Genomic DNA, 17,797 nt, shown 5'->3' with positions numbered 1-17,797 from the left:
AGGAAGGGCGGGCGCTTCGGCGCCCGCCCTTCCGCGGTCTCAGTCCTCCGCGGCGTCCTCCGCGGCCCACTTCTCGCTGTTGGCGCGCAGCTTCTCGAGCGCGTGCTCGGCCTCTTCGCGGGTGTCGAACGGACCGACGCGATCCGCCGACTGGGAGACGAAGCCCTGCTCGACCTCGCCCGTGCGCATGTTGTACCAGAACCGGTGCTCGATGTCCTCCGTCATAGGCTGATCCTATGCCCAAGGACCCCGCCGGCCATCTGATCCCCGGCCGACTGCCCGCGCCCCGTCAGGTGCCCGCCGCGATCGTCCGCCCCGAGTACGTCGGGCGCGCGGCACCGCGGCCGAACACCGGCGGCGACCGCTACTCCCCGGAGGAGGTCGAGCGGATCCGCGCCTCCGGTCGCATCGCCGCAGGGGCCATCGAGGCGGCGTCCGCGGCCATCCGTCCCGGCGTGACGACCGCCGAGCTCGACCGCATCGTCCACGAGTACGTCATCGGCCACGGCGCCTACCCGTCGACGCTCGGCTACCGCGGCTTCCCCGCGTCGAGCTGCACCTCGGTGAACGAGGTCATCTGCCACGGCATCCCCGACGACACGGTGCTGGACGAGGGCGACCTCGTGAACCTCGACGTCACCGCCTACCTCGACGGCATGCACGGCGACACGAACGCGACCTTCCTCGTCGGCGATGCCGCAGAGGAGACCCGCCTCCTCGTCGAGCGCACCCGGGAGGCCCTCGCCCGGGCGATCAAGACCGTGGCCCCCGGCCGCCGCGTGAACGTCATCGGCCGCGCGATCGAGGCCTACGCCAAGCGCTTCGGCTACGGCGTCGTCCGCGACTACACCGGGCACGGCGTCGGCCGCGCGTTCCACACCGGGCTCGTGATCCCCCACTACGACGCGCCGGAGCACGACACGATCATGGAGCCGGGGATGGTGTTCACGATCGAGCCCATGCTGACGCTCGGCACCACCGAGTGGGATCTCTGGGCCGACGACTGGACGGTCGTGACCCGTGATCGCTCGCTCACGGCGCAGTTCGAGCACACCCTCGTCGTGACCGAGCGCGGCGCGGAGATCCTCACACTGCCCTGATCGGCGTGCCGCCATCGGGCCGCACCCGGCCGTGCCGCGATAGTGTGAACGCCATGACGCAGGACCTCGCGATCGGCATCGACATCGGCGGAACCGGCATCAAGGGGGCCGTCGTCGACCTCGCGAGCGGCGAGCTCGTCTCGCCCCGCCGCAAGGTCGCGACCCCCGAGGGCGGGCGCCCGAGCGACATCGTCGAGGCGACGAGCGCCCTCCTCGAGGAGTTCTCCGACGCCGGCGGCGACGGGCTGCCGCTCGGCGTCTGCTTCCCCGCGGTGGTGAAGCGCGGACTCACCCTGTCGGCGGCGAACGTGTCGCACGAGTGGATCGGCCTGCACGCCGAGGAGCTCTTCGAGCAGGCGCTCGGCCGGGACATCCACTTCATCAACGACGCGGATGCCGCGGGCGTCGCGGAGCTCCGATACGGTGCCGCGCGCGGGGTGGAGGGCCTCGTCATCCTGACGACGCTCGGCACCGGCATCGGCTCGGCGTTCCTCTCCGACGGCGTGCTCGTGCCGAACACCGAGCTCGGGCACCTCGAGCTCGACGGCGACGACGCGGAGCACCGTGCCGCGTACTCGGCGATGGAGCGCGAGGAGCTCGACTGGGCCGAGTGGGCGGCGCGCCTGCAGCGCTACTACGCGCACCTCGAGATGCTCTTCTCCCCCGACCTCTTCATCGTCGGCGGGGGCGTCTCGAAGCACCACGAGCAGTTCCTGCCGCTGCTCGACCTCACGACGCCGATCGTGCCCGCCGTGCACCGGAACAACGCCGGGATCCTCGGCGCCGCATCGCTCGCGGCCGACTGAGCAGCGCCGCCCCTGCGCCCGGGTGGAAGTGGTGCGAGCGGGCCGGCTGATACGCCGGGTTCTGTTCACCGGGCGCTTGCGCGGCACCGGCTGGACGGCCATCTCTCTCGGGACTGCGTTGCCGCAGCCCTCTAGCGGCCTACCCGGGAACGGGACGGGCAGCCCCATCGTTCCCTGTCTGGCCTTGCTCCGGACGAGGTTTACCGAGCCGACCGCGTCACCGCGGCCGCTGGTGGGCTCTTACCCCACCGTTTCACCCTTACCGCGGGCCGAAGCCCGAGGCGGTCTGTTTTCTGTGGCACTGTCTCGCGGGTCACCCCGGGTGGGCGTTACCCACCGTCCTGCCCTGCGGAGCCCGGACGTTCCTCGGCGCCCGATCGCTCGGGCGACGCGACCGTCTTGCCGACCCGCTCGCCGGGCCAGTCTACCGGGCGGCGTCCGACGCAGGTCACCCGGGCCGGATTCAGCCGCCGGATCCGGTCAGAGCCCGGACTCCTCGGTGCGGACGAGGATGCGGTCGCACTCGGGGCACTGCACGACGTCGTCGGGCGCGGAGCGCCGCACCGCCTCGAGGTCGCTGCCGGTGAGCGTCATCGTGCAGCCGCTGCACGTGCGCTGGCGCAGCAGCGCGGCGCCGACGCCCGCGCCGCGCTCGCGTCGCTGCTCGTAGAAGGCGAGGAGCGCCTCGGGGACCTCCGCGGCGACCGTGCCGCGGTCGCGGACGGCGTGCTCCCGGTCGGTCTCGATCCCGGCGGCGGCCTCCGCGCGCTCGGTCTCGAGCCGCTGGAGCTCCACCGCGATGCCCGCGCGCTCGTCGTCGATCGCGGCGACCGCCGACTCGGCGCCCTCGACGCGTTCCATGACGACGAGCTCCTGGTCCTCCAGGTCGGAGAGCCGTCGACGGAGCGAGACGAGCTCGGACTCGAGCGCCGCGACATCCTTCACCGAGGAGGTGTGGGTCAGCCGCTCACCGTCGCGGGCGATGCGCGCCTCGACCATCTCGACGTCGGACTCGAGCCGCTTGAGCTCCGCCCGGGCGTCTTCCAGCACCCCGAGCGCCTCGGCCCGCGACCGTCGGACGCCGTCGTCGCGGCTCGCGAGCTCGGCGAGCGGCGCCGACTGCGGGAGGCTGCCGAGGCGGTGCGTCAGCTGGGCGATGCGGGTGTCGATCGCCTGGAGGCGCAGCAGCGTCTCCTGTTCGGCGGGGCTGGCCTTCACGTGGTGCTCCTCGTGGGATCTGCGGTCGGGGTGGGGTGGATCACTGGACCACCTGGAAGTCCCAGGGGTCGGTGCGGAGTTCGGAGACGACGACGTCGAGCTCGGGCAGCGCCTCGCGCAGCTCGGCGGCCGCGCGGTCGAGCCACAGCCACTCGCTCGCCCAGTGCGAGACGTCGAGGAGGGCGGGGCCGCCGGCGAGGAGGGCCTGCTCGCGGGCCTCGGAGGCGGGGTGGTGGCGGAGATCGGCGGTGACGTAGACGTCGGCGGCGCGGACGGCGGGGTCGGCGAGCAGCGAGTCGCCGGCACCGCCGCAGACGGCGACCGTCTCGACCGGGTCGTCGAAGCCGCCCGATGCGCGCACGCCGGTCGCGGTGGGCGGCAGCAGTTCGGCGAGCTGCCGGGCGAGTCGGCCGAGCGTCGTCGGCTCGGCGAGGCGACCGACCCGGCCGAGGCCGGTACGACCGTCGGCGGACGGCACGATCGGCCGGAGGTCGAGCAGCCCGAGCCGCTCGGCGAGGACGGCGGAGGTGCCGGTCTCGACGACGTCGACGTTCGTGTGGGCCGCGAGGAGCGCGCAGCCGCCGCGGATGAGCCGGGCGAGGATCGCGCCCTTGTAGCGGTCCTCGGCCACGGTGGTGACGCCGCGGAGCAGGAGGGGGTGGTGCGAGATCACGAGGTCGAAGCCGCCCTCGAGGGCTTCGTCGATGGTCGCCTGCACGGCGTCGACGACGAGCAGGATGCGCCGGACCGGGGCCTTCGGGTTGCCGGCGACGAGCCCCGCGGCATCCCATGGCTCCATGCCGGCGATGGGCCAGCGGCGCTCGACGACCTCGAGCACCTCGCCGAGCGTGCGCGTCATACGCGGGCGACCCGGCGCTCGGTGCCGGTGATGATGGCGGGGTCGCGATCGTCCACGGTCGTCCTCACCTTCCCGGCCGCGCCGGATACGCGGGCCCGTGCCTCGGACCATCGTATCGTCAGCGCGAAGGGCTCACTCCGACGGCGCCGGGTCGGCGCACGCCGGGGTGATCCTGCCGCGTCGTCGTCCCGTCGGCGCAGCCGTCAGCTTCCGCTGAGCGGCCAGACCTCCACGACGCCGTGGGCGACGGCGCACGGAGTGTCCGCGACCATGGCGACGGCCTGGTCGAGGCTGTCCGCCTCGATGAGCATGAAGCCCGCGAGCGGCAGTTCGGCACTCATGAAGGCGCCGTCCTGACGCTGAACCCCGCTTCCCTCGGGGTTTCGAACCTGCACCGGGTTCCCCGCGCGTCCGATCCGGGCTCCGCCGCGGCTGAGTCGTTCGTCGTGGGCGTGCGCCTCGTCGCGAACGGATGGCGCCGTCCGGTCGTACCCCGCTTGATCGCCGTACCCGATCGTGATGAATGTCGCCATGGGTGATCAGCCTCTCTGCTTCTCCGCCGTTGATGGACGGGTGCTCGTGGAATCGGAGGGGCATGGATCGACCGCGTCGTCGAGCGGCACCAGACCGTCACCGAACCCGGCATCTGATTGCTGTCTGCAATCGGTAGCAGCGTACCCTACACTGGTTGCATGCCGCTATCGGTTTACGGAGACGCGCCGGTCGAGCACCTCACGGTGCCGGGCGGGCGATCGGGATGCCCCGTCAACATGACCGTCGAGCTGCTCGGGGATCGCTGGTCCCTGATCGTCCTGCGGGACATCATCTTCGGAGGCCACCGGCACTTCCGGGAGCTCCTCGACAATTCGCTCGAGGGGATCGCCTCGAACATCCTGTCCTCCCGCTTGACCAAGCTCGTGGAGGCGGGTCTCCTCACCCGCAACGAAGACCCGAGCCACCGGCAGAAGATCGACTATCGGCTCACCGAAGCGGCGATCGAGTTGATCCCGGTTCTCGCGCAGCTCGGCGAGTGGGGTGCCCGCTGGCTGCCCACGGCGCCGGAACTCGCGATCCGTGCGCAGATCCTCGCCGATGGCGGTCCCGACCTGTGGGACCGCTTCATGGACGAGCTCCGCGACGTGCATCTCCGCGGGAAGCCATCGCCGGCCGGCGGCGTGATGGCGGAGATCTCCGGCGCCTACGCACGCGCGGCGGCGGACGCCTCCGCAGCGGTCTGAGCGACGAGGTGCGGTGGGCCCGGCCGGGCTCGAACCGACGACATCCACGGTGTAAACGTGGCGCTCTACCAACTGAGCTACAGGCCCGCACGCGAAGCGCGGCGAGGCCCAATCCTACCGGCCGGCGCGGCGCCGGGTCGTACACTCGCGGTATGCGCAGCGACGCCGACGACGCGACCGCCTCGACCGACGACGCCCCGGCATCCGTCGCCCAGGAGCGGCGCGCCGAGACCCGGTGGCCGGCGTTCGCCGGCATCGTGGTCGCCGCGGTGCTCACCGCCCTGGTCCAGCAGCCCGAGACGGCCGTCGGCCGGACGATCGGCCTCATCGCGCTGGCGGCGATGGCGGTGCCCCTCTTCGTCATCAACCCGCACCGGCTCGACCGCCAGACCGAGTGGTCGCGGGTGCTCGCGATCGTGTTCTCCGCGGTGCTCGTGCTGGTGAATCAGCTCGGCGTCGCGAACGTCGTCGTCCGGCTCGTGGACGGCAGCGCCGACGGCGCCTCGGTGCTGCTCGAGGCCGCCCAGGTCTGGGTCACGAACGTCATCGCCTTCGGCCTCCTGTACTGGGAGCTCGATCGCGGCGGCCCGGTCGCGCGCGGCACGCTCGCGCGCAGTGCGCTGCCGGCGGCGGACTTCGCGTTCCCGCAGGACGACGAGGAGGACGCCTCCCACGAGGTCGCGGTCGCCTCGTCGAGGCGCGGCGACTGGCGCCCGGGGTTCGTCGACTACCTCTACGTCTCGCTCACGAACACGATGGCGTTCAGCCCGACCGACGCGATGCCGCTGCGCAGCCGGACGAAGCTCCTGATGTCGGTGCAGGCGCTCACGGGATTCGTGCTGCTGGCGCTCGTCATCTCGCGGGCGGTGAACATCCTCGCCTGACAGCCGTCGCTCCGATCCGCCGTCGGGCCGGGACGCCGTCGCGACTCAGAGCCCCGCGATCGCCTCGCGATACGCGGCGAGCGGCCGCGCCTCCCCCGGTGCGCTCGCGAACGAGGCGCGGATCCGGCCGTCCCGCTCGATCACGAAGCTCGCACGCGACGCGGTGCCGGCATCCTCGCGGAACGCGCCGTAGGCACGGGCGACCTCGCCGTGCGGCCAGAAATCCGCGAGCAGCGGGAAGTCGAACCCCTCCTGCTCCCCCCACGCCCGCAGCGCGAACTTCGAGTCGACCGACACGCCGACGAGCTCGACCTTCGCGTCGCGGAAGAGCGGGAGGTGGTCGCGGAGCTCGCAGAGCTCCCCCCGGCAGATGCCCGAGAACGCGAGGGGGAAGAAGACCAGCGCGACCGGCGCGCGGGCCGTCAGGGCGGCGAGCGAGACGGGTGCGCCGTACTGATCGGGCAGGGTGAAGTCGGGCGCCTGGGCCCCGGACGGCAGGATCATTGATAGCGTCGCTTTCGGTGATGGCGCCCGAGCCATGGCCGGTCGGACCGGCAGGCGGCGGGCATAGAATCACTAGGATGGCGTGGTGCCGCTCGGGCGAGGAGTCCGCTCGGCGCGCACACGCACGAACCGCTTCATGAGACTACTGAAAGAGGTCGAGTGTGACTGTCAACGACCAGGACCCTTACTCGGTCGACGCCATGGACTCCGATCCCGAAGAGACGGGTGAATGGGCTGAATCCCTCGACGCGCTCGTCGAGGCGAAGGGCCACCAGCGGGCTCGCGAGATTATGCTGAGCCTGCTCAAGCGCTCCAAGGAGCTGCACCTCGGCGTGCCGATGGTGCCCACCACGGACTACCTCAACACGATCGCCCCGGAGAACGAGCCCGAGTTCCCGGGCGACGAGGAGATCGAGCGCCGCTACCGCGCCTGGATCCGCTGGAACGCCGCCGTGCTCGTGCACCGCGCCCAGCGACCGAACATCGCCGTCGGCGGCCACATCTCGACCTACGCCTCGAGCGCGGCCCTCTACGAGGTCGGCTTCAACCACTTCTTCCGCGGCCAGGACCACCCGGGCGGCGGCGACCAGATCTTCTACCAGGGCCACGCCTCCCCCGGCATGTACGCCCGCGCCTTCCTCGAGGGCCGCCTGAGCGGCGACCAGCTCGACGGCTTCCGCCAGGAGAAGTCGCACGCCCCGAACGGCCTCTCGAGCTACCCGCACCCGCGCCTCATGCCCGAGTTCTGGCAGTTCCCCACGGTGTCGATGGGGCTCGGCCCGATCAACGCGATCTATCAGGCGCAGCTCAACAAGTACCTGACGAACCGCGGCATCAAGGACGCCTCGGACCAGCATGTCTGGGCCTTCCTCGGCGACGGCGAGATGGACGAGGTCGAGAGCCGCGGTCAGCTCCAGGTCGCCGCGAACGAGGGCCTCGACAACCTCACCTTCGTGATCAACTGCAACCTGCAGCGCCTCGACGGCCCCGTGCGCGGCAACGGCAAGATCATCCAGGAGCTCGAGAGCTACTTCCGCGGCGCCGGCTGGAACGTCATCAAGGTCATCTGGGGCCGCGAGTGGGACGACCTCCTCGCCCGCGACCACGAGGGCGCCCTGCGCAACCTGATGAACGTCACCCCCGACGGCGACTACCAGACCTACAAGGCCGAGTCCGGCGCCTACGTGCGCGAGAACTTCTTCGGCCGCGACCCGCGCGCCCTCGACCTCGTCACGCACCTGAGCGACGACGAGATCTGGGGCCTGAAGCGCGGCGGTCACGACTACCGCAAGGTCTACGCCGCGTTCAAGGCGGCGACCGAGCACAAGGGCCAGCCGACCGTCATCCTCGCGAAGACGATCAAGGGCTATGGCCTCGGGCCGGCGTTCGAGGGCCGCAACGCGACCCACCAGATGAAGAAGATGACGCTCGAGAACCTGAAGACGTTCCGCGACTCGATGCGCATCCCCATCACCGACGCCCAGCTCGAGGAGAACCCCTACCTCCCGCCGTACTACCACCCGGGCGGCGAGGACCAGGCGATCCAGTACCTGCACGAGCGCCGGCGCGACCTCGGCGGCTACACCCCGGAGCGCCGCACCTCGCACACCGCGATCTCGCTGCCCGACGACTCGGCGTACGCGATCGCGAAGAAGGGCTCCGGCACCCAGGAGATCGCCACGACCATGGCGTTCGTGCGGCTCCTGAAGGACCTCATGCGCTCGAAGGACTTCGGCCACCGCATCGTGCCGATCATCCCCGACGAGGCCCGCACCTTCGGCATGGACGCGTTCTTCCCGAACGCGAAGATCTACAACCCGAACGGCCAGCACTACACCTCGGTCGACCGCGAGCTCCTCCTCGCCTACAAGGAGAGCCCGCAGGGTCAGATCATCCACGTCGGCATCAACGAGGCCGGGGCGCTCGCCGCGTTCACGAACGTCGGCACCTCGTACTCGACGCAGGGCGAGCCGCTGATCCCGATCTACGTGTTCTACTCGATGTTCGGCTTCCAGCGCACGGGCGACGCGATCTGGGCGGCCGGCGACCAGATGGCGCGCGGCTTCATGATCGGCGCGACCGCGGGCCGCACCACGCTCACCGGCGAGGGCCTGCAGCACGCCGACGGCCACTCGCTGCTCCTCGCGGCGACGAACCCCGCGGTCGTCTCGTACGACCCGGCCTACGGGTACGAGATCGGGCACATCGTGCGCTCGGGCCTCGAGCGCATGTACGGCGGCGCGCACCCCGACCCGAACGTCATGTACTACCTCACGGTGTACAACGAGCCGATCGTGCAGCCCGCCGAGCCCGAGGGGGTCGACGTCGACGGCATCGTCCGCGGCATCCACCGCATCTCGCAGTCGCAGGTGCAGGGCCCGAAGGCCCAGCTCCTCGCCTCCGGCGTCGCCGTGCCGTGGATCCTCGAGGCGCAGCAGCTCCTCGCCGAGGACTGGGGCGTCGCCGCCGACGTGTGGAGCGTCACCAGCTGGTCGGAGCTCAACCGCGACGGCCTCGCAGCCGACTCGCACAACTTCCTGAACCCCGACGCCGAGCGCCGCGTGCCGTACCTCACGCAGAAGCTCTCGGGCGCGGCCGGACCGTTCGTCGCGGTGTCCGACTTCATGCACGCCGTGCAGGAGCAGATCCGCCCGTACGTGCCGGGTCAGTACGCCACGCTCGGCGCCGACGGCTTCGGCTTCTCGGACACCCGCCCGGCGGCCCGTCGCTTCTTCAAGATCGACGGCCCCTCGGTCGTGGTCCGCACGCTCGAGCTCCTCGCGGAGCGCGGCGAGGTCGACCGCTCGCTCGCCGCTCAGGCGATCGAGAAGTACCGTCTGCACGACGTCAACGCCGGCACCACGGGGTCGGCCGGCGGCGAGAGCTGACGGGCGAGCTGCATTGGCGACGAGGCCCCGGACGAAGGCGGAAACGCTCGCGTGGTTGCGCACCATCTCGGGCGAGCTGGCCACTCAGACGCTGAAGCGTCTGGAGGACACGCTCCCCTGGTACGGTGACATGCCGCCGAGCCGCCGTTCGGCCGTGGGCCTCGTCGCGCAGGCGGGCATCACCTCGTTCATCTCGTGGTTCGACGACCCGCGCTCGACGCCCTGGATCGCCGCCGACGTCTTCGGCGCGGCCCCTCGGGAGCTCCTCCGCTCGGTGAGCCTGCAGCAGACGCTGCAGCTCATCCGCGTGGTCGTGGAGGTCGTCGAGGAACGGGTGAAGGACGGCGGCGAGCCGCTGCGCGAGGCGATCCTGCTGTACTCGCGGGAGATCGCGTTCGCCGCGGCGGACGTCTACGCGCGCGCGGCCGAGGCACGCGGCCTCTGGGATGCCCGGCTCGAGGCCCTCGTCGTCGACTCGATCCTCTCGGGCGAGTACGACGACGAGCTGCCGAGCCGGATCGCCGCGCTCGGCTGGCACGGGCACGGCGAGGTCGCGGTGCTCGTGGGCACGGCGCCGAAGCAGTTCGATGTCGACCAGATCCGTCGCGCGGCCAGGCACATGCACGCCGACGTACTGATCGGCGTCCAGGGCAATCGGCTCGTCGTCGTGATCGGGCGCGCCGACCCGCAGGCCCGCGAGGGCGGCGAGGAGACGATCGGCACCGCTCCCGCGCTGAGCTTCCTCGAGATCGCGACGCAGCTCGAGCCGCAGTTCGGCGCCGGGCACCTCGTGCTCGGTCACGAGGTGCCGAACCTGGTGGATGCCTCGAAGAGCGCGAAGGCGGCGCTCGCGGGCTTCGCCGTGGCGCGCTCGTGGCGGCACGCCCCGCGCCCAGTGCACGCCGACGATCTGCTTCCCGAGCGGGCGCTCGCGGGCGACCCGCTCGCCCGGGCGACCCTCGTGCACCGCATCTACCGGCCGCTCCAGGCGCACTCCACCGAGTTGTTGACGACGCTCTGGAGCTACCTCGACAACGGCCGCTCGCTCGAGGCGACCGCGCGCGAGCTCTTCGTGCATCCGAACACGGTGCGCTATCGCCTGAAGCGCGTCTCCGATGTGATCGGCTACGACGCCACCGGCGCCCGTGAGGCGCTCATCCTGCAGTCGGCGCTCATCGTCGGCTCGATGAGCGATCACGAGGCCCAGCCGCGCCGTCGCGCCTCGAGCTGAGCCCGGCGTGCGATCGGATGAGCCCGGCCGCCATCGAAGCTTCTGTACCCCGCGCACAAGGGTTCTTCGCAGACCTTGTGGCGTGTGCACACCCATGACCGTCCAGGCGTTGGCAGACTAGTCGGGTGATCGTCGTCGTCTGCCCTGGACAGGGCTCGCAGACCCCCGGATTCCTCACCCCCTGGCTCGAGGACCCGGCGCGCGCCGCGCGCCTGGCCGAGCTCTCGGCCGCCGCCGAGCTCGACCTCGCCGAGCACGGCACGGTGAGCGACGCCGACACCATCCGCGACACGAAGGTGGCGCAGCCGCTCATCGTCGCGGCCGGCATCCTGACGCTCGAGGCGCTCTTCGAGGGCGGCCGGGCGAGCGGCGTCGGCGGCATCGCCGGGCACTCGGTCGGCGAGATCACCGCGGCCGCGGGCAGCGGCGTGCTCGACGCCGCCGAAGCGATGCGTTTCGTGGCGGCGCGCGGTCGGGCGATGGCGGATGCCGCGGCCGAGGTCGCGACCGGCATGAGCGCCGTCCTCGGCGGCGACGAGCAGGAGCTGCTCGCCCGCCTCGCCGAACTCGGTCTCGAGCCGGCGAACTACAACGGCGGCGGGCAGATCGTCGTCGCGGGCGCGATCGACGCGCTCGAGCAGCTGAAGGCGGAACCGCCGGCCGGCTCGCGGGTGATCCCGCTCCAGGTCGCGGGCGCGTTCCACACCCGCTACATGCGACCGGCCGTCGACCGGCTCGCCGAGGTCGCCGCGACGCTCGCGCCCGCCGACCCCGCCCTCCCGCTCTGGACCAACCGCGACGGCAGCGCGGTCGCGTCGGGCTCCGAGTTCGTGGAACTCCTGGTCGGGCAGGTCTCCTCCCCGGTGCGCTGGGACCTCGACATGGCCGCGTTCGCCGAGGCCGGCGTCACGGGCATCATCGAGCTCGCCCCCGCCGGTGCCCTCGTCGGTCTCGCGAAGCGTGCGCTGAAGGGCGTGCCGACCGTCGCGGTGAAGACGCCCGACGACCTCGCCGCCGCCGCCGAGCTCATCGCCCAGGCCTCCTGAGCCCCGACCCCCCGAGTAGAAGCAGAGAAGAGCCGAACCGCATGACCAAGCCGACCCTGCAGCAGTCGCACGGCCCCGCCTACACGCGGATCTACGCGATGGGCGCCGCCCGCGGCGAGCACGCGGTGCCGAACGACGAGCTGATCGGCCCGATCAACTCCTCCGACGAGTGGATCCAGCAGCGCACCGGCATCGTCACCCGCACCCGGGCGAGCGCCGCGGTGAGCGCCCTCGATCTCGCGACCGAGGCCGCGGAGGAGGCGATCGCCAAGTCCGGCATCTCCCCCGAGCTCATCGACCTCGTCATCGTCGCGACGATCTCGAACGTGCAGCAGACCCCGTCGATGGCCGCCGTGCTCGCCGACCGCGTCGGGGCGAACCCCGCGGCCGCGTACGACACGAACGCGGCCTGCGCGGGATACGCCTACGCCGTGGCCCAGGCCGACGCCCTCATCCGCACCGGCGTCGCCCACTACGCGCTCGTCATCGGCGCGGAGAAGCTCTCCGACGTCGTCGACCCGACCGACCGCAGCATCTCCTTCCTCCTCGGCGACGGCGCCGGCGCCGCAGTGATCGGCCCGAGCGACTTCCCCGGCATCGCACGCACCGTCTGGGGCTCCGACGGCTCCAAGGCGGGCGCGGTCGGCATGAACCGCACCCTCGTCGAGTTCCGAGACGGAGACGGCGAATGGCCGACGCTCCGCCAGGAGGGCCAGACCGTCTTCCGCTGGGCGGTGTGGGACATGGCGAAGGTGGCGAAGCAGGCGCTCGACGCCGCCGGCGTCACGAGCGCCGACCTCGCCGCGTTCATCCCCCACCAGGCGAACATGCGCATCATCGACGAGTTCGCCAAGCAGCTGAAGCTGCCCGAGTCGGTCGTGATCGCCCGCGACATCGCGACGACGGGCAACACCTCGGCCGCATCCATCCCGCTCGCGACGCACCGCCTGCTCGAGGAGCACCCCGAGCTCTCCGGCGGCCTCGCGCTGCAGATCGGCTTCGGCGCCGGACTCGTGTTCGGCGCCCAAGTGGTGGTTCTTCCCTGAACCACCGGTCCCAGTCCCTCTAGACTGTGTCTCGGTCAAACGAGACACCCCTGCAAGGAGAAGAACCATGGCATTGTCCAACGAAGAAGTGCTGGCCGGCCTGGCCGAGCTCATCAACGACGAGACCGGCATCGCGACCGACACGGTGGAGCTGGACAAGTCGTTCACCGATGACCTGGACATCGACTCCATCTCGATGATGACGATCGTCGTCAACGCCGAGGAGAAGTTCGACGTCAAGATCCCCGACGAAGAGGTCAAGAACCTCAAGACCGTCGGCGACGCCGTCAGCTTCATCGTCAAGGCTCAGGCCTAGGCATCGCGACGAGCGGGCCGCTTCCGGCGGCCCGCTCGCACGGTCCTCGTCCCGTTTCCTCCCCGGAGTGTTTTCGTCATGACCAAGAACATCGTCGTCACCGGCATCGGTGCGAGTTCCCCGCTCGGCGGCACCGCGCCCGAGAGCTGGGACGCCCTGCGCGCCGGCGTGTCCGGCGCCCGCAGTCTCGAGCACGAGTGGGTCGAGAAGTACGAGCTTCCCGTCACCTTCGCGGCCGAGGCCATCGTGCGCCCCGAGGCCGTCCTCGAGCGCCCCGTCGCCAAGCGACTCGACCCCGCCTCGCAGTTCGCGCTCATCGCCGCCAAGGAGGCGTGGGCCGACGCCGGTGCGCCGGAGGTCGACCCCGAGCGCCTCGGCATCGACTTCGCGACCGGCATCGGCGGCGTCTGGACGCTCCTCGACGCCTGGGACACGCTGCGCGAGCGCGGCCCCCGCCGGGTGCTCCCGATGACCGTGCCCATGCTGATGCCGAACGCCGCCGCGGGCAACCTCTCGCTGCACTTCGGCGCCCGTGCGTACGCGAGCACCTACGCGAGCGCCTGCGCCTCGAGCACCGAGTCGCTCGTGAACGCCGTGAAGCACCTCCGCGACGGCCTCGCCGACATCGTCATCGCGGGCGGCACCGAGTCCGCCATCCACCCGATCACGATCGCCTCGTTCGCCTCGATGCAGGCCCTCTCGCGGCGCAACGACGACCCGGCGCACGCCTCGCGGCCGACGAGCGTCGACCGCGACGGCTTCGTCATGGGCGAGGGCGCGGGCGCGCTCATCCTCGAGACCGAGGAGCACGCGAAGGCCCGCGGCGCGAAGATCTACGCCTACGTGGTCGGCGGCGGCGTCACCGCGGACTCGTACCACATCACCGCCAACGACCCCGAGGGTCGCGGCGCGGCTCGTGCGGTGGAGCTGGCGCTCGCCCAGGCGGGCGCCTCGCCGGACGAGGTGACGCACATCAACGCCCACGCGACGTCGACCCCGGTCGGCGACCCGAACGAGTACCAGGCGCTGAAGACCGTGTTCGGCGACCGCATCGACGACATCCCCGTCTCGGCGACGAAGGCCTCCACCGGCCACCTCCTCGGCGGCACGGGCGCGCTCGAGGCGATCTTCACGATCCTCGCGATCCGCGACCGCCAGGCGCCGCCGACGATCAACCTCACCGAGCAGGACCCCGAGGTCCCGTTCCGGGTGTCCGGCGAGCTGCAGGACCTCGGCGCGACGGACCAGCTCGCGATCTCGAACTCCTTCGGGTTCGGCGGGCACAACGCGGTCGTCGCGTTCCGCTCGGCGTAGCACCTCCGCCTCGACCGAGGCGCATGACGAAGGCCCCGGTGGGTTCCCACCGGGGCCTTCGTCATCGGGTCGCCCGCTTCGCTCGTACGGCCGCCGGGATTCCTCGTCCGACCTCCGCGTCGCGCCGCGAGCGACCCGCGGCATCCGCTCATCCCACCTGGTGCATCCAGACGACGGGAGCGAAGTCGCTCGCATGGCGGAAGGGCTCGAGCTCGTCGTCCCACGCCTGCCCGAGCGCGAGCCGGAGCTCGCGGTGCAGCTCGAGCGGGTCGTGGCCCGCGAGTTCCATGGCGTAGCGCACGCGGTCCTCGGGGACGACCGCGTTCCCGGCGCTGTCGGTCTGTGCGAAGTGGATGCCGAGCGCGGGCGTGTGCATCCAGCGGGCGCCGTCGCTGCCGGGCCCCGGGTCCTCGCTCACCTCGAAGCGGACGTGGTCCCAGCCGCGCAGCGCGGAGGCGAGCCGCGCGCCGTCGCCCTGGGCGCCCTCCCAGACGAACTCGGCCCGCATGCTGCCGCGCAGGACCGGCTGCTCCTGCCAGTCGAAGTTCACGGGCACGCCGAGGGTGCGGCCCGCCGCCCACTCGAGGTGGGGGCAGATCGCTCGAGGCGAGGAGTGCACGAACAGCACGCCTCGCGCGGCGCGCGTGGCCCGCGTGAGCTGTTCAGCCATCTCTACTCCGTTCTCTAGGTGCGTCTTCCCCTACGACCTCGGAACGAAACGGGTGGCTTCTTCGATTGTGCGACGGCATGGCCGTCACCCGCGATTATGCCCCGCATCAGGGCGGAAGACAAGAATCACGGCGCGTCGCGCGGGAAGCGCGCCCTCGGCCGGTGAACTGTATGCTCGGTGAGGAGTTCTCTCACCTCGATCGGAGGCGCACGATGGCCGTTCGCGAAGCACTCCTCGCGATCCTCGGACTTGGTCCCGCCTACGGCTTCGCGCTGCACGGCGGGCTCGCCGAGCGCACGGGCGGACGGCGGGCGATCAACGTCGGCCAGACGTACGCCACCCTCGACCGCGCCACGAAGTCGGGGCTCATCGCACCCGCCGGCACCACCGACGACGGCCTCCCGCTGCACGCCCTCACTCCGGCCGGGCAGGCCCTCGCGGACGCCTGGGTGTCGGGCGCCGACGCCGCCGGCGCGGACGCCTGGGACGAGACCGTCGACCGCGTCCTCATCGCCGCGTCGCTGCCGGGGACCGCGCTCGCGCCCATCGTCACCGCGGAGCGGGAGCGGTGGCTCCGACGACTCGAGACCGCGCACGCGGATGCCGCGGCGGCGTCGGGCGCGGACAGCTCCCCCGCGACCGAGGCGCCGGGCGATCCGGAAGCGACCTCGCAGGCGCACTCGGCGAAGTTGCGGGGGCTCGCCGCGGCTGCGGATGCCGCACGCGCCCGGGCGGCACTCGCCTGGCTCGACGAGGTCGCGGCCGTCGCGGCATCCGGCGATCCAGCGTTCGCGCCGTCCCTCGTGCGTCCGCGACGCGGCCGCCGACGCACGGCGACCCGCGAGGACGTTCAGCCCTCCGCCAGCGCGTAGCTCTCGACGACGGCGAGATCCAGCGGGAAGTCGATCGGGAAGTCCCCGAACAGAAGCCTGCCGGCCTCCGCGGCGCAGGCGGCGACCGCGGCGGCGACCTCGTCGACGCACTCGGCCGGGGTGTGCACGATGATCTCGTCGTGCAGGTAGTAGACGAGGTGCGGGACCGCCGCGAACACGGGCCCGGACGCCTCCGCGCGCCGGCCGCCGGGCGCCATCGCGGCCAGCCGGGAACGGAGTGCCGCCATCCAGCACAACGACCACTCGGCCGCGCTGCCCTGGACTACGAAGTTGCGGGTGAACCGGCCCCAGTCCCGTGCGGAGCTGCGGGCACGCCGTTCATCGCTCGGACTCGCGTCCGGCTCGCTGGCCCGGTGCTGCACCTCGCGCCAGCTCGACGGCGGAAGCGGGGACGAGCGGCCGAGGTTGGTCGTCACGGCGGCGCCGCGCTCCCCCTGCGCCGCCGCCCGATCGACGAGCGCCATCGCCCGCGGGAAGGCCCGAGCGAGCCGGGGCACGAGTCGTCCGCTGTCGCCCGTCGTGGCACCGTACATGGCGCCGAGCACCGCGATCTTCGCCTGATCGCGCTCCTCGACGACGCCGGCTTCGACGATGCCTCGGTAGACGTCGCGGCCGCGTGCCGCGTCGGCCATCGCCTCGTCATGGGCGAGCGCCGCGAGCACGCGCGGCTCGAGCTGCGCGGCGTCGGCGACGACGAGCCGCCAACCGGGATCCGCGACGACGGCGCTGCGCACGAGCTTCGGCAGCTGCAGGGCCCCGCCCCCGGACGTCGCCCAGCGGCCGGTCGCGGTGCCGCCCGGCACGTAGTCGGGCCGGAACCTGCCGTCGACGATCCACTCGTCGAGCCAGGCCCAGCCGTTCGCACTCGCGAGGCGCGCGAGCTTCTTGTAGGCGACGAGCGGCTCGATCGCGGGGTGCTCGTGCTCGCGCAGCTCCCAACGGCTCGTGGACTCGACGGGGATGCCCGCCGCGCGGAGGGCGCGCAGCACCTCGACCTGGGAGTCGAGGTTCAGCCCCGGCGCCTCGAGCTCCCGGCGGACCTCGACCGCCAGCCGCTCCATGCGCTCGGGCTTCATCCCGGGCCGCGGCCGTGGCCCGAGCGCGCTCTCGAGCACCGCTTCGTGCACGTCGCGGCTCCACGGCAGCCCGGCGGCGTGCAGTTCGGCGCCGATCAGCGCCCCGGCCGACTCCGCCGCGAGGAGGAGGCGCATCGCCCGCGGCCTGGCGCTGCCGGCGGCGAGCCCGCGCTGCCGCACGTCCTCGGCGAGCACCTCCTCGATGCTCGGCCCGGTCGACGCGGTGCCGCGGTCGCCCCCGTCGAAGTCGTCGAACTCGAACAGCGCCGTCCCCGCGGCGACCGGAGCGGGGGCGAGCTGACCGGCGCGGAGCCGGGCGATCCAGGCGGGAGCGGGGGGCGAGCCGGCCTCCCGAGCGGCCGCCGTGTCCGTCGAGTGGTCGAGGATCGCGGCGGAGAGGAGGAGGTCGTCGCAGCGTTCGACGCGCACGCCGGCCGCGAGGAGCTTCGGGTACCACTGCCGGGTGTCGCTCCAGACCCAGCGCGGCGAGGCATCCCGCTCGAACGCGGCGACGGCCGTCGCGAGCTCCGCCGCCGCGACCACCGCGAGCGGCGCAGCGGGCGCGTCGGGGTCGACGAGGGCGATCAGGCCGTCGTCGCGGGGGCCGATCGCGATGCGCACCTCCCCAGTGTGGCGGACGCCGGCGACATCGGCCCGCCGCCGCGACCCTCCGCGCACCGGGCGCGTGTCGGCGGTCGGAGGCATCAT

18 protein-coding genes, 1 tRNA gene and 1 other RNA gene are annotated in these 17,797 nt (G+C 72.1%); 11 read left to right on the top strand and 9 right to left on the bottom strand.

What is annotated here, in order from left to right; translation table 11 throughout:
* Nucleotides 1–39: 39 nt before the first annotated feature.
* Nucleotides 40–225 carry an SPOR domain-containing protein gene (locus tag ROT00_RS06365; RefSeq protein ID WP_189086408.1) on the bottom strand — a complete coding sequence of 62 codons (186 nt, stop codon included), beginning with the start codon at nt 223–225 and terminating at the stop codon, nt 40–42.
* Nucleotides 226–236: 11 nt separating this feature from the next.
* Between ROT00_RS06365 and map the strand changes: the two genes are divergently transcribed.
* Both map and ppgK read left to right on the top strand, forming a co-directional pair.
* Nucleotides 237–1,100, top strand: a complete 864-nt coding sequence (map, locus tag ROT00_RS06360) for a type I methionyl aminopeptidase (protein WP_404773252.1) — start codon at nt 237–239, stop codon at nt 1,098–1,100.
* 53 nt (nt 1,101–1,153) lie between these two features.
* Nucleotides 1,154–1,906: a polyphosphate--glucose phosphotransferase gene (ppgK, locus tag ROT00_RS06355; protein ID WP_404773251.1), complete on the top strand. Its 753-nt coding sequence runs from the start codon at nt 1,154–1,156 to the stop codon at nt 1,904–1,906.
* A gap of 34 nt (nt 1,907–1,940) precedes the next feature.
* On the opposite strand, the gene rnpB is transcribed toward ppgK, so the two are convergent.
* The 4 genes from rnpB to ROT00_RS06335 all read right to left on the bottom strand — a co-directional run bounded on the left by rnpB (nt 1,941) and on the right by ROT00_RS06335 (nt 4,516).
* An RNA gene (rnpB, locus tag ROT00_RS06350) (RNase P RNA component class A) lies at nt 1,941–2,316 on the bottom strand.
* A 70-nt stretch (nt 2,317–2,386) separates the two neighbouring features.
* A complete protein-coding gene (locus ROT00_RS06345) occupies nt 2,387–3,124 on the bottom strand; it encodes a zinc ribbon domain-containing protein (protein WP_404773249.1) in 738 nt (245 codons plus the stop codon).
* Nucleotides 3,125–3,164: 40 nt separating this feature from the next.
* The gene (locus ROT00_RS06340) at nt 3,165–3,983 is read right to left on the bottom strand and encodes a Nif3-like dinuclear metal center hexameric protein (RefSeq protein ID WP_404773248.1); all 819 of its coding nucleotides are present in this window, start codon (nt 3,981–3,983) and stop codon (nt 3,165–3,167) included.
* Nucleotides 3,984–4,186: 203 nt separating this feature from the next.
* Nucleotides 4,187–4,516 (bottom strand): YciI family protein, encoded by a 330-nt coding sequence (locus tag ROT00_RS06335; RefSeq protein WP_404773247.1) that lies wholly within the window; start codon nt 4,514–4,516, stop codon nt 4,187–4,189.
* 237 nt (nt 4,517–4,753) lie between these two features.
* On the opposite strand from ROT00_RS06335, the gene ROT00_RS06330 reads away from it, so the two are divergent.
* Nucleotides 4,754–5,221: a winged helix-turn-helix transcriptional regulator gene (locus ROT00_RS06330; protein WP_404773245.1), complete on the top strand. Its 468-nt coding sequence runs from the start codon at nt 4,754–4,756 to the stop codon at nt 5,219–5,221.
* Nucleotides 5,222–5,235: 14 nt separating this feature from the next.
* On the opposite strand, the gene ROT00_RS06325 is transcribed toward ROT00_RS06330, so the two are convergent.
* Nucleotides 5,236–5,308 (bottom strand) — tRNA-Val (locus ROT00_RS06325).
* A 65-nt stretch (nt 5,309–5,373) separates the two neighbouring features.
* On the opposite strand from ROT00_RS06325, the gene ROT00_RS06320 reads away from it, so the two are divergent.
* Nucleotides 5,374–6,105 carry a hypothetical protein gene (locus ROT00_RS06320; protein WP_404773244.1) on the top strand — a complete coding sequence of 244 codons (732 nt, stop codon included), beginning with the start codon at nt 5,374–5,376 and terminating at the stop codon, nt 6,103–6,105.
* 45 nt (nt 6,106–6,150) lie between these two features.
* On the opposite strand, the gene ROT00_RS06315 is transcribed toward ROT00_RS06320, so the two are convergent.
* Nucleotides 6,151–6,609 (bottom strand): peroxiredoxin, encoded by a 459-nt coding sequence (locus tag ROT00_RS06315; RefSeq protein ID WP_404773242.1) that lies wholly within the window; start codon nt 6,607–6,609, stop codon nt 6,151–6,153.
* Nucleotides 6,610–6,770: 161 nt separating this feature from the next.
* Here ROT00_RS06315 and aceE point away from each other — a divergent pair, with 161 nt between their 5' ends.
* The 6 genes from aceE to ROT00_RS06285 all read left to right on the top strand — a co-directional run bounded on the left by aceE (nt 6,771) and on the right by ROT00_RS06285 (nt 14,450).
* Nucleotides 6,771–9,497 (top strand): pyruvate dehydrogenase (acetyl-transferring), homodimeric type, encoded by a 2,727-nt coding sequence (aceE, locus tag ROT00_RS06310; protein WP_404773241.1) that lies wholly within the window; start codon nt 6,771–6,773, stop codon nt 9,495–9,497.
* Between the two features lie 13 nt (nt 9,498–9,510).
* Entirely contained in the window at nt 9,511–10,728 is a 1,218-nt protein-coding gene (locus ROT00_RS06305) for a PucR family transcriptional regulator (RefSeq protein ID WP_404773239.1), read from the top strand.
* A gap of 125 nt (nt 10,729–10,853) precedes the next feature.
* Nucleotides 10,854–11,774 (top strand): ACP S-malonyltransferase, encoded by a 921-nt coding sequence (locus ROT00_RS06300; RefSeq protein WP_404773238.1) that lies wholly within the window; start codon nt 10,854–10,856, stop codon nt 11,772–11,774.
* 41 nt (nt 11,775–11,815) lie between these two features.
* Complete coding sequence (locus tag ROT00_RS06295) at nt 11,816–12,820, top strand: beta-ketoacyl-ACP synthase III (RefSeq protein WP_404773236.1); 1,005 nt, start codon at nt 11,816–11,818, stop codon at nt 12,818–12,820.
* A 67-nt stretch (nt 12,821–12,887) separates the two neighbouring features.
* A complete protein-coding gene (locus ROT00_RS06290) occupies nt 12,888–13,136 on the top strand; it encodes an acyl carrier protein (RefSeq protein ID WP_189086421.1) in 249 nt (82 codons plus the stop codon).
* Nucleotides 13,137–13,214: 78 nt separating this feature from the next.
* Nucleotides 13,215–14,450, top strand: a complete 1,236-nt coding sequence (locus ROT00_RS06285; protein ID WP_404773235.1) for a beta-ketoacyl-[acyl-carrier-protein] synthase family protein — start codon at nt 13,215–13,217, stop codon at nt 14,448–14,450.
* A gap of 148 nt (nt 14,451–14,598) precedes the next feature.
* On the opposite strand, the gene ROT00_RS06280 is transcribed toward ROT00_RS06285, so the two are convergent.
* Entirely contained in the window at nt 14,599–15,120 is a 522-nt protein-coding gene (locus tag ROT00_RS06280; RefSeq protein ID WP_404773233.1) for a DUF3145 domain-containing protein, read from the bottom strand.
* A gap of 212 nt (nt 15,121–15,332) precedes the next feature.
* Here ROT00_RS06280 and ROT00_RS06275 point away from each other — a divergent pair, with 212 nt between their 5' ends.
* A complete protein-coding gene (locus ROT00_RS06275) occupies nt 15,333–15,992 on the top strand; it encodes a PadR family transcriptional regulator (protein ID WP_404773232.1) in 660 nt (219 codons plus the stop codon).
* Here ROT00_RS06275 and ROT00_RS06270 read toward each other — a convergent pair.
* A complete protein-coding gene (locus ROT00_RS06270) occupies nt 15,971–17,794 on the bottom strand; it encodes a bifunctional 3'-5' exonuclease/DNA polymerase (protein WP_404773504.1) in 1,824 nt (607 codons plus the stop codon). The two genes, ROT00_RS06275 and ROT00_RS06270, sit on opposite strands and share 22 nt — an antisense overlap.
* Nucleotides 17,795–17,797: the final 3 nt, after the last annotated feature.

This window comes from Agromyces mediolanus (assembly GCF_044917495.1).
Lineage (GTDB): Bacteria > Actinomycetota > Actinomycetes > Actinomycetales > Microbacteriaceae > Agromyces > Agromyces mediolanus_B.
The sequence above is the reverse complement of the archived record's forward strand: the minus strand, read 5'-3'. Positions and strand labels throughout refer to the sequence as shown.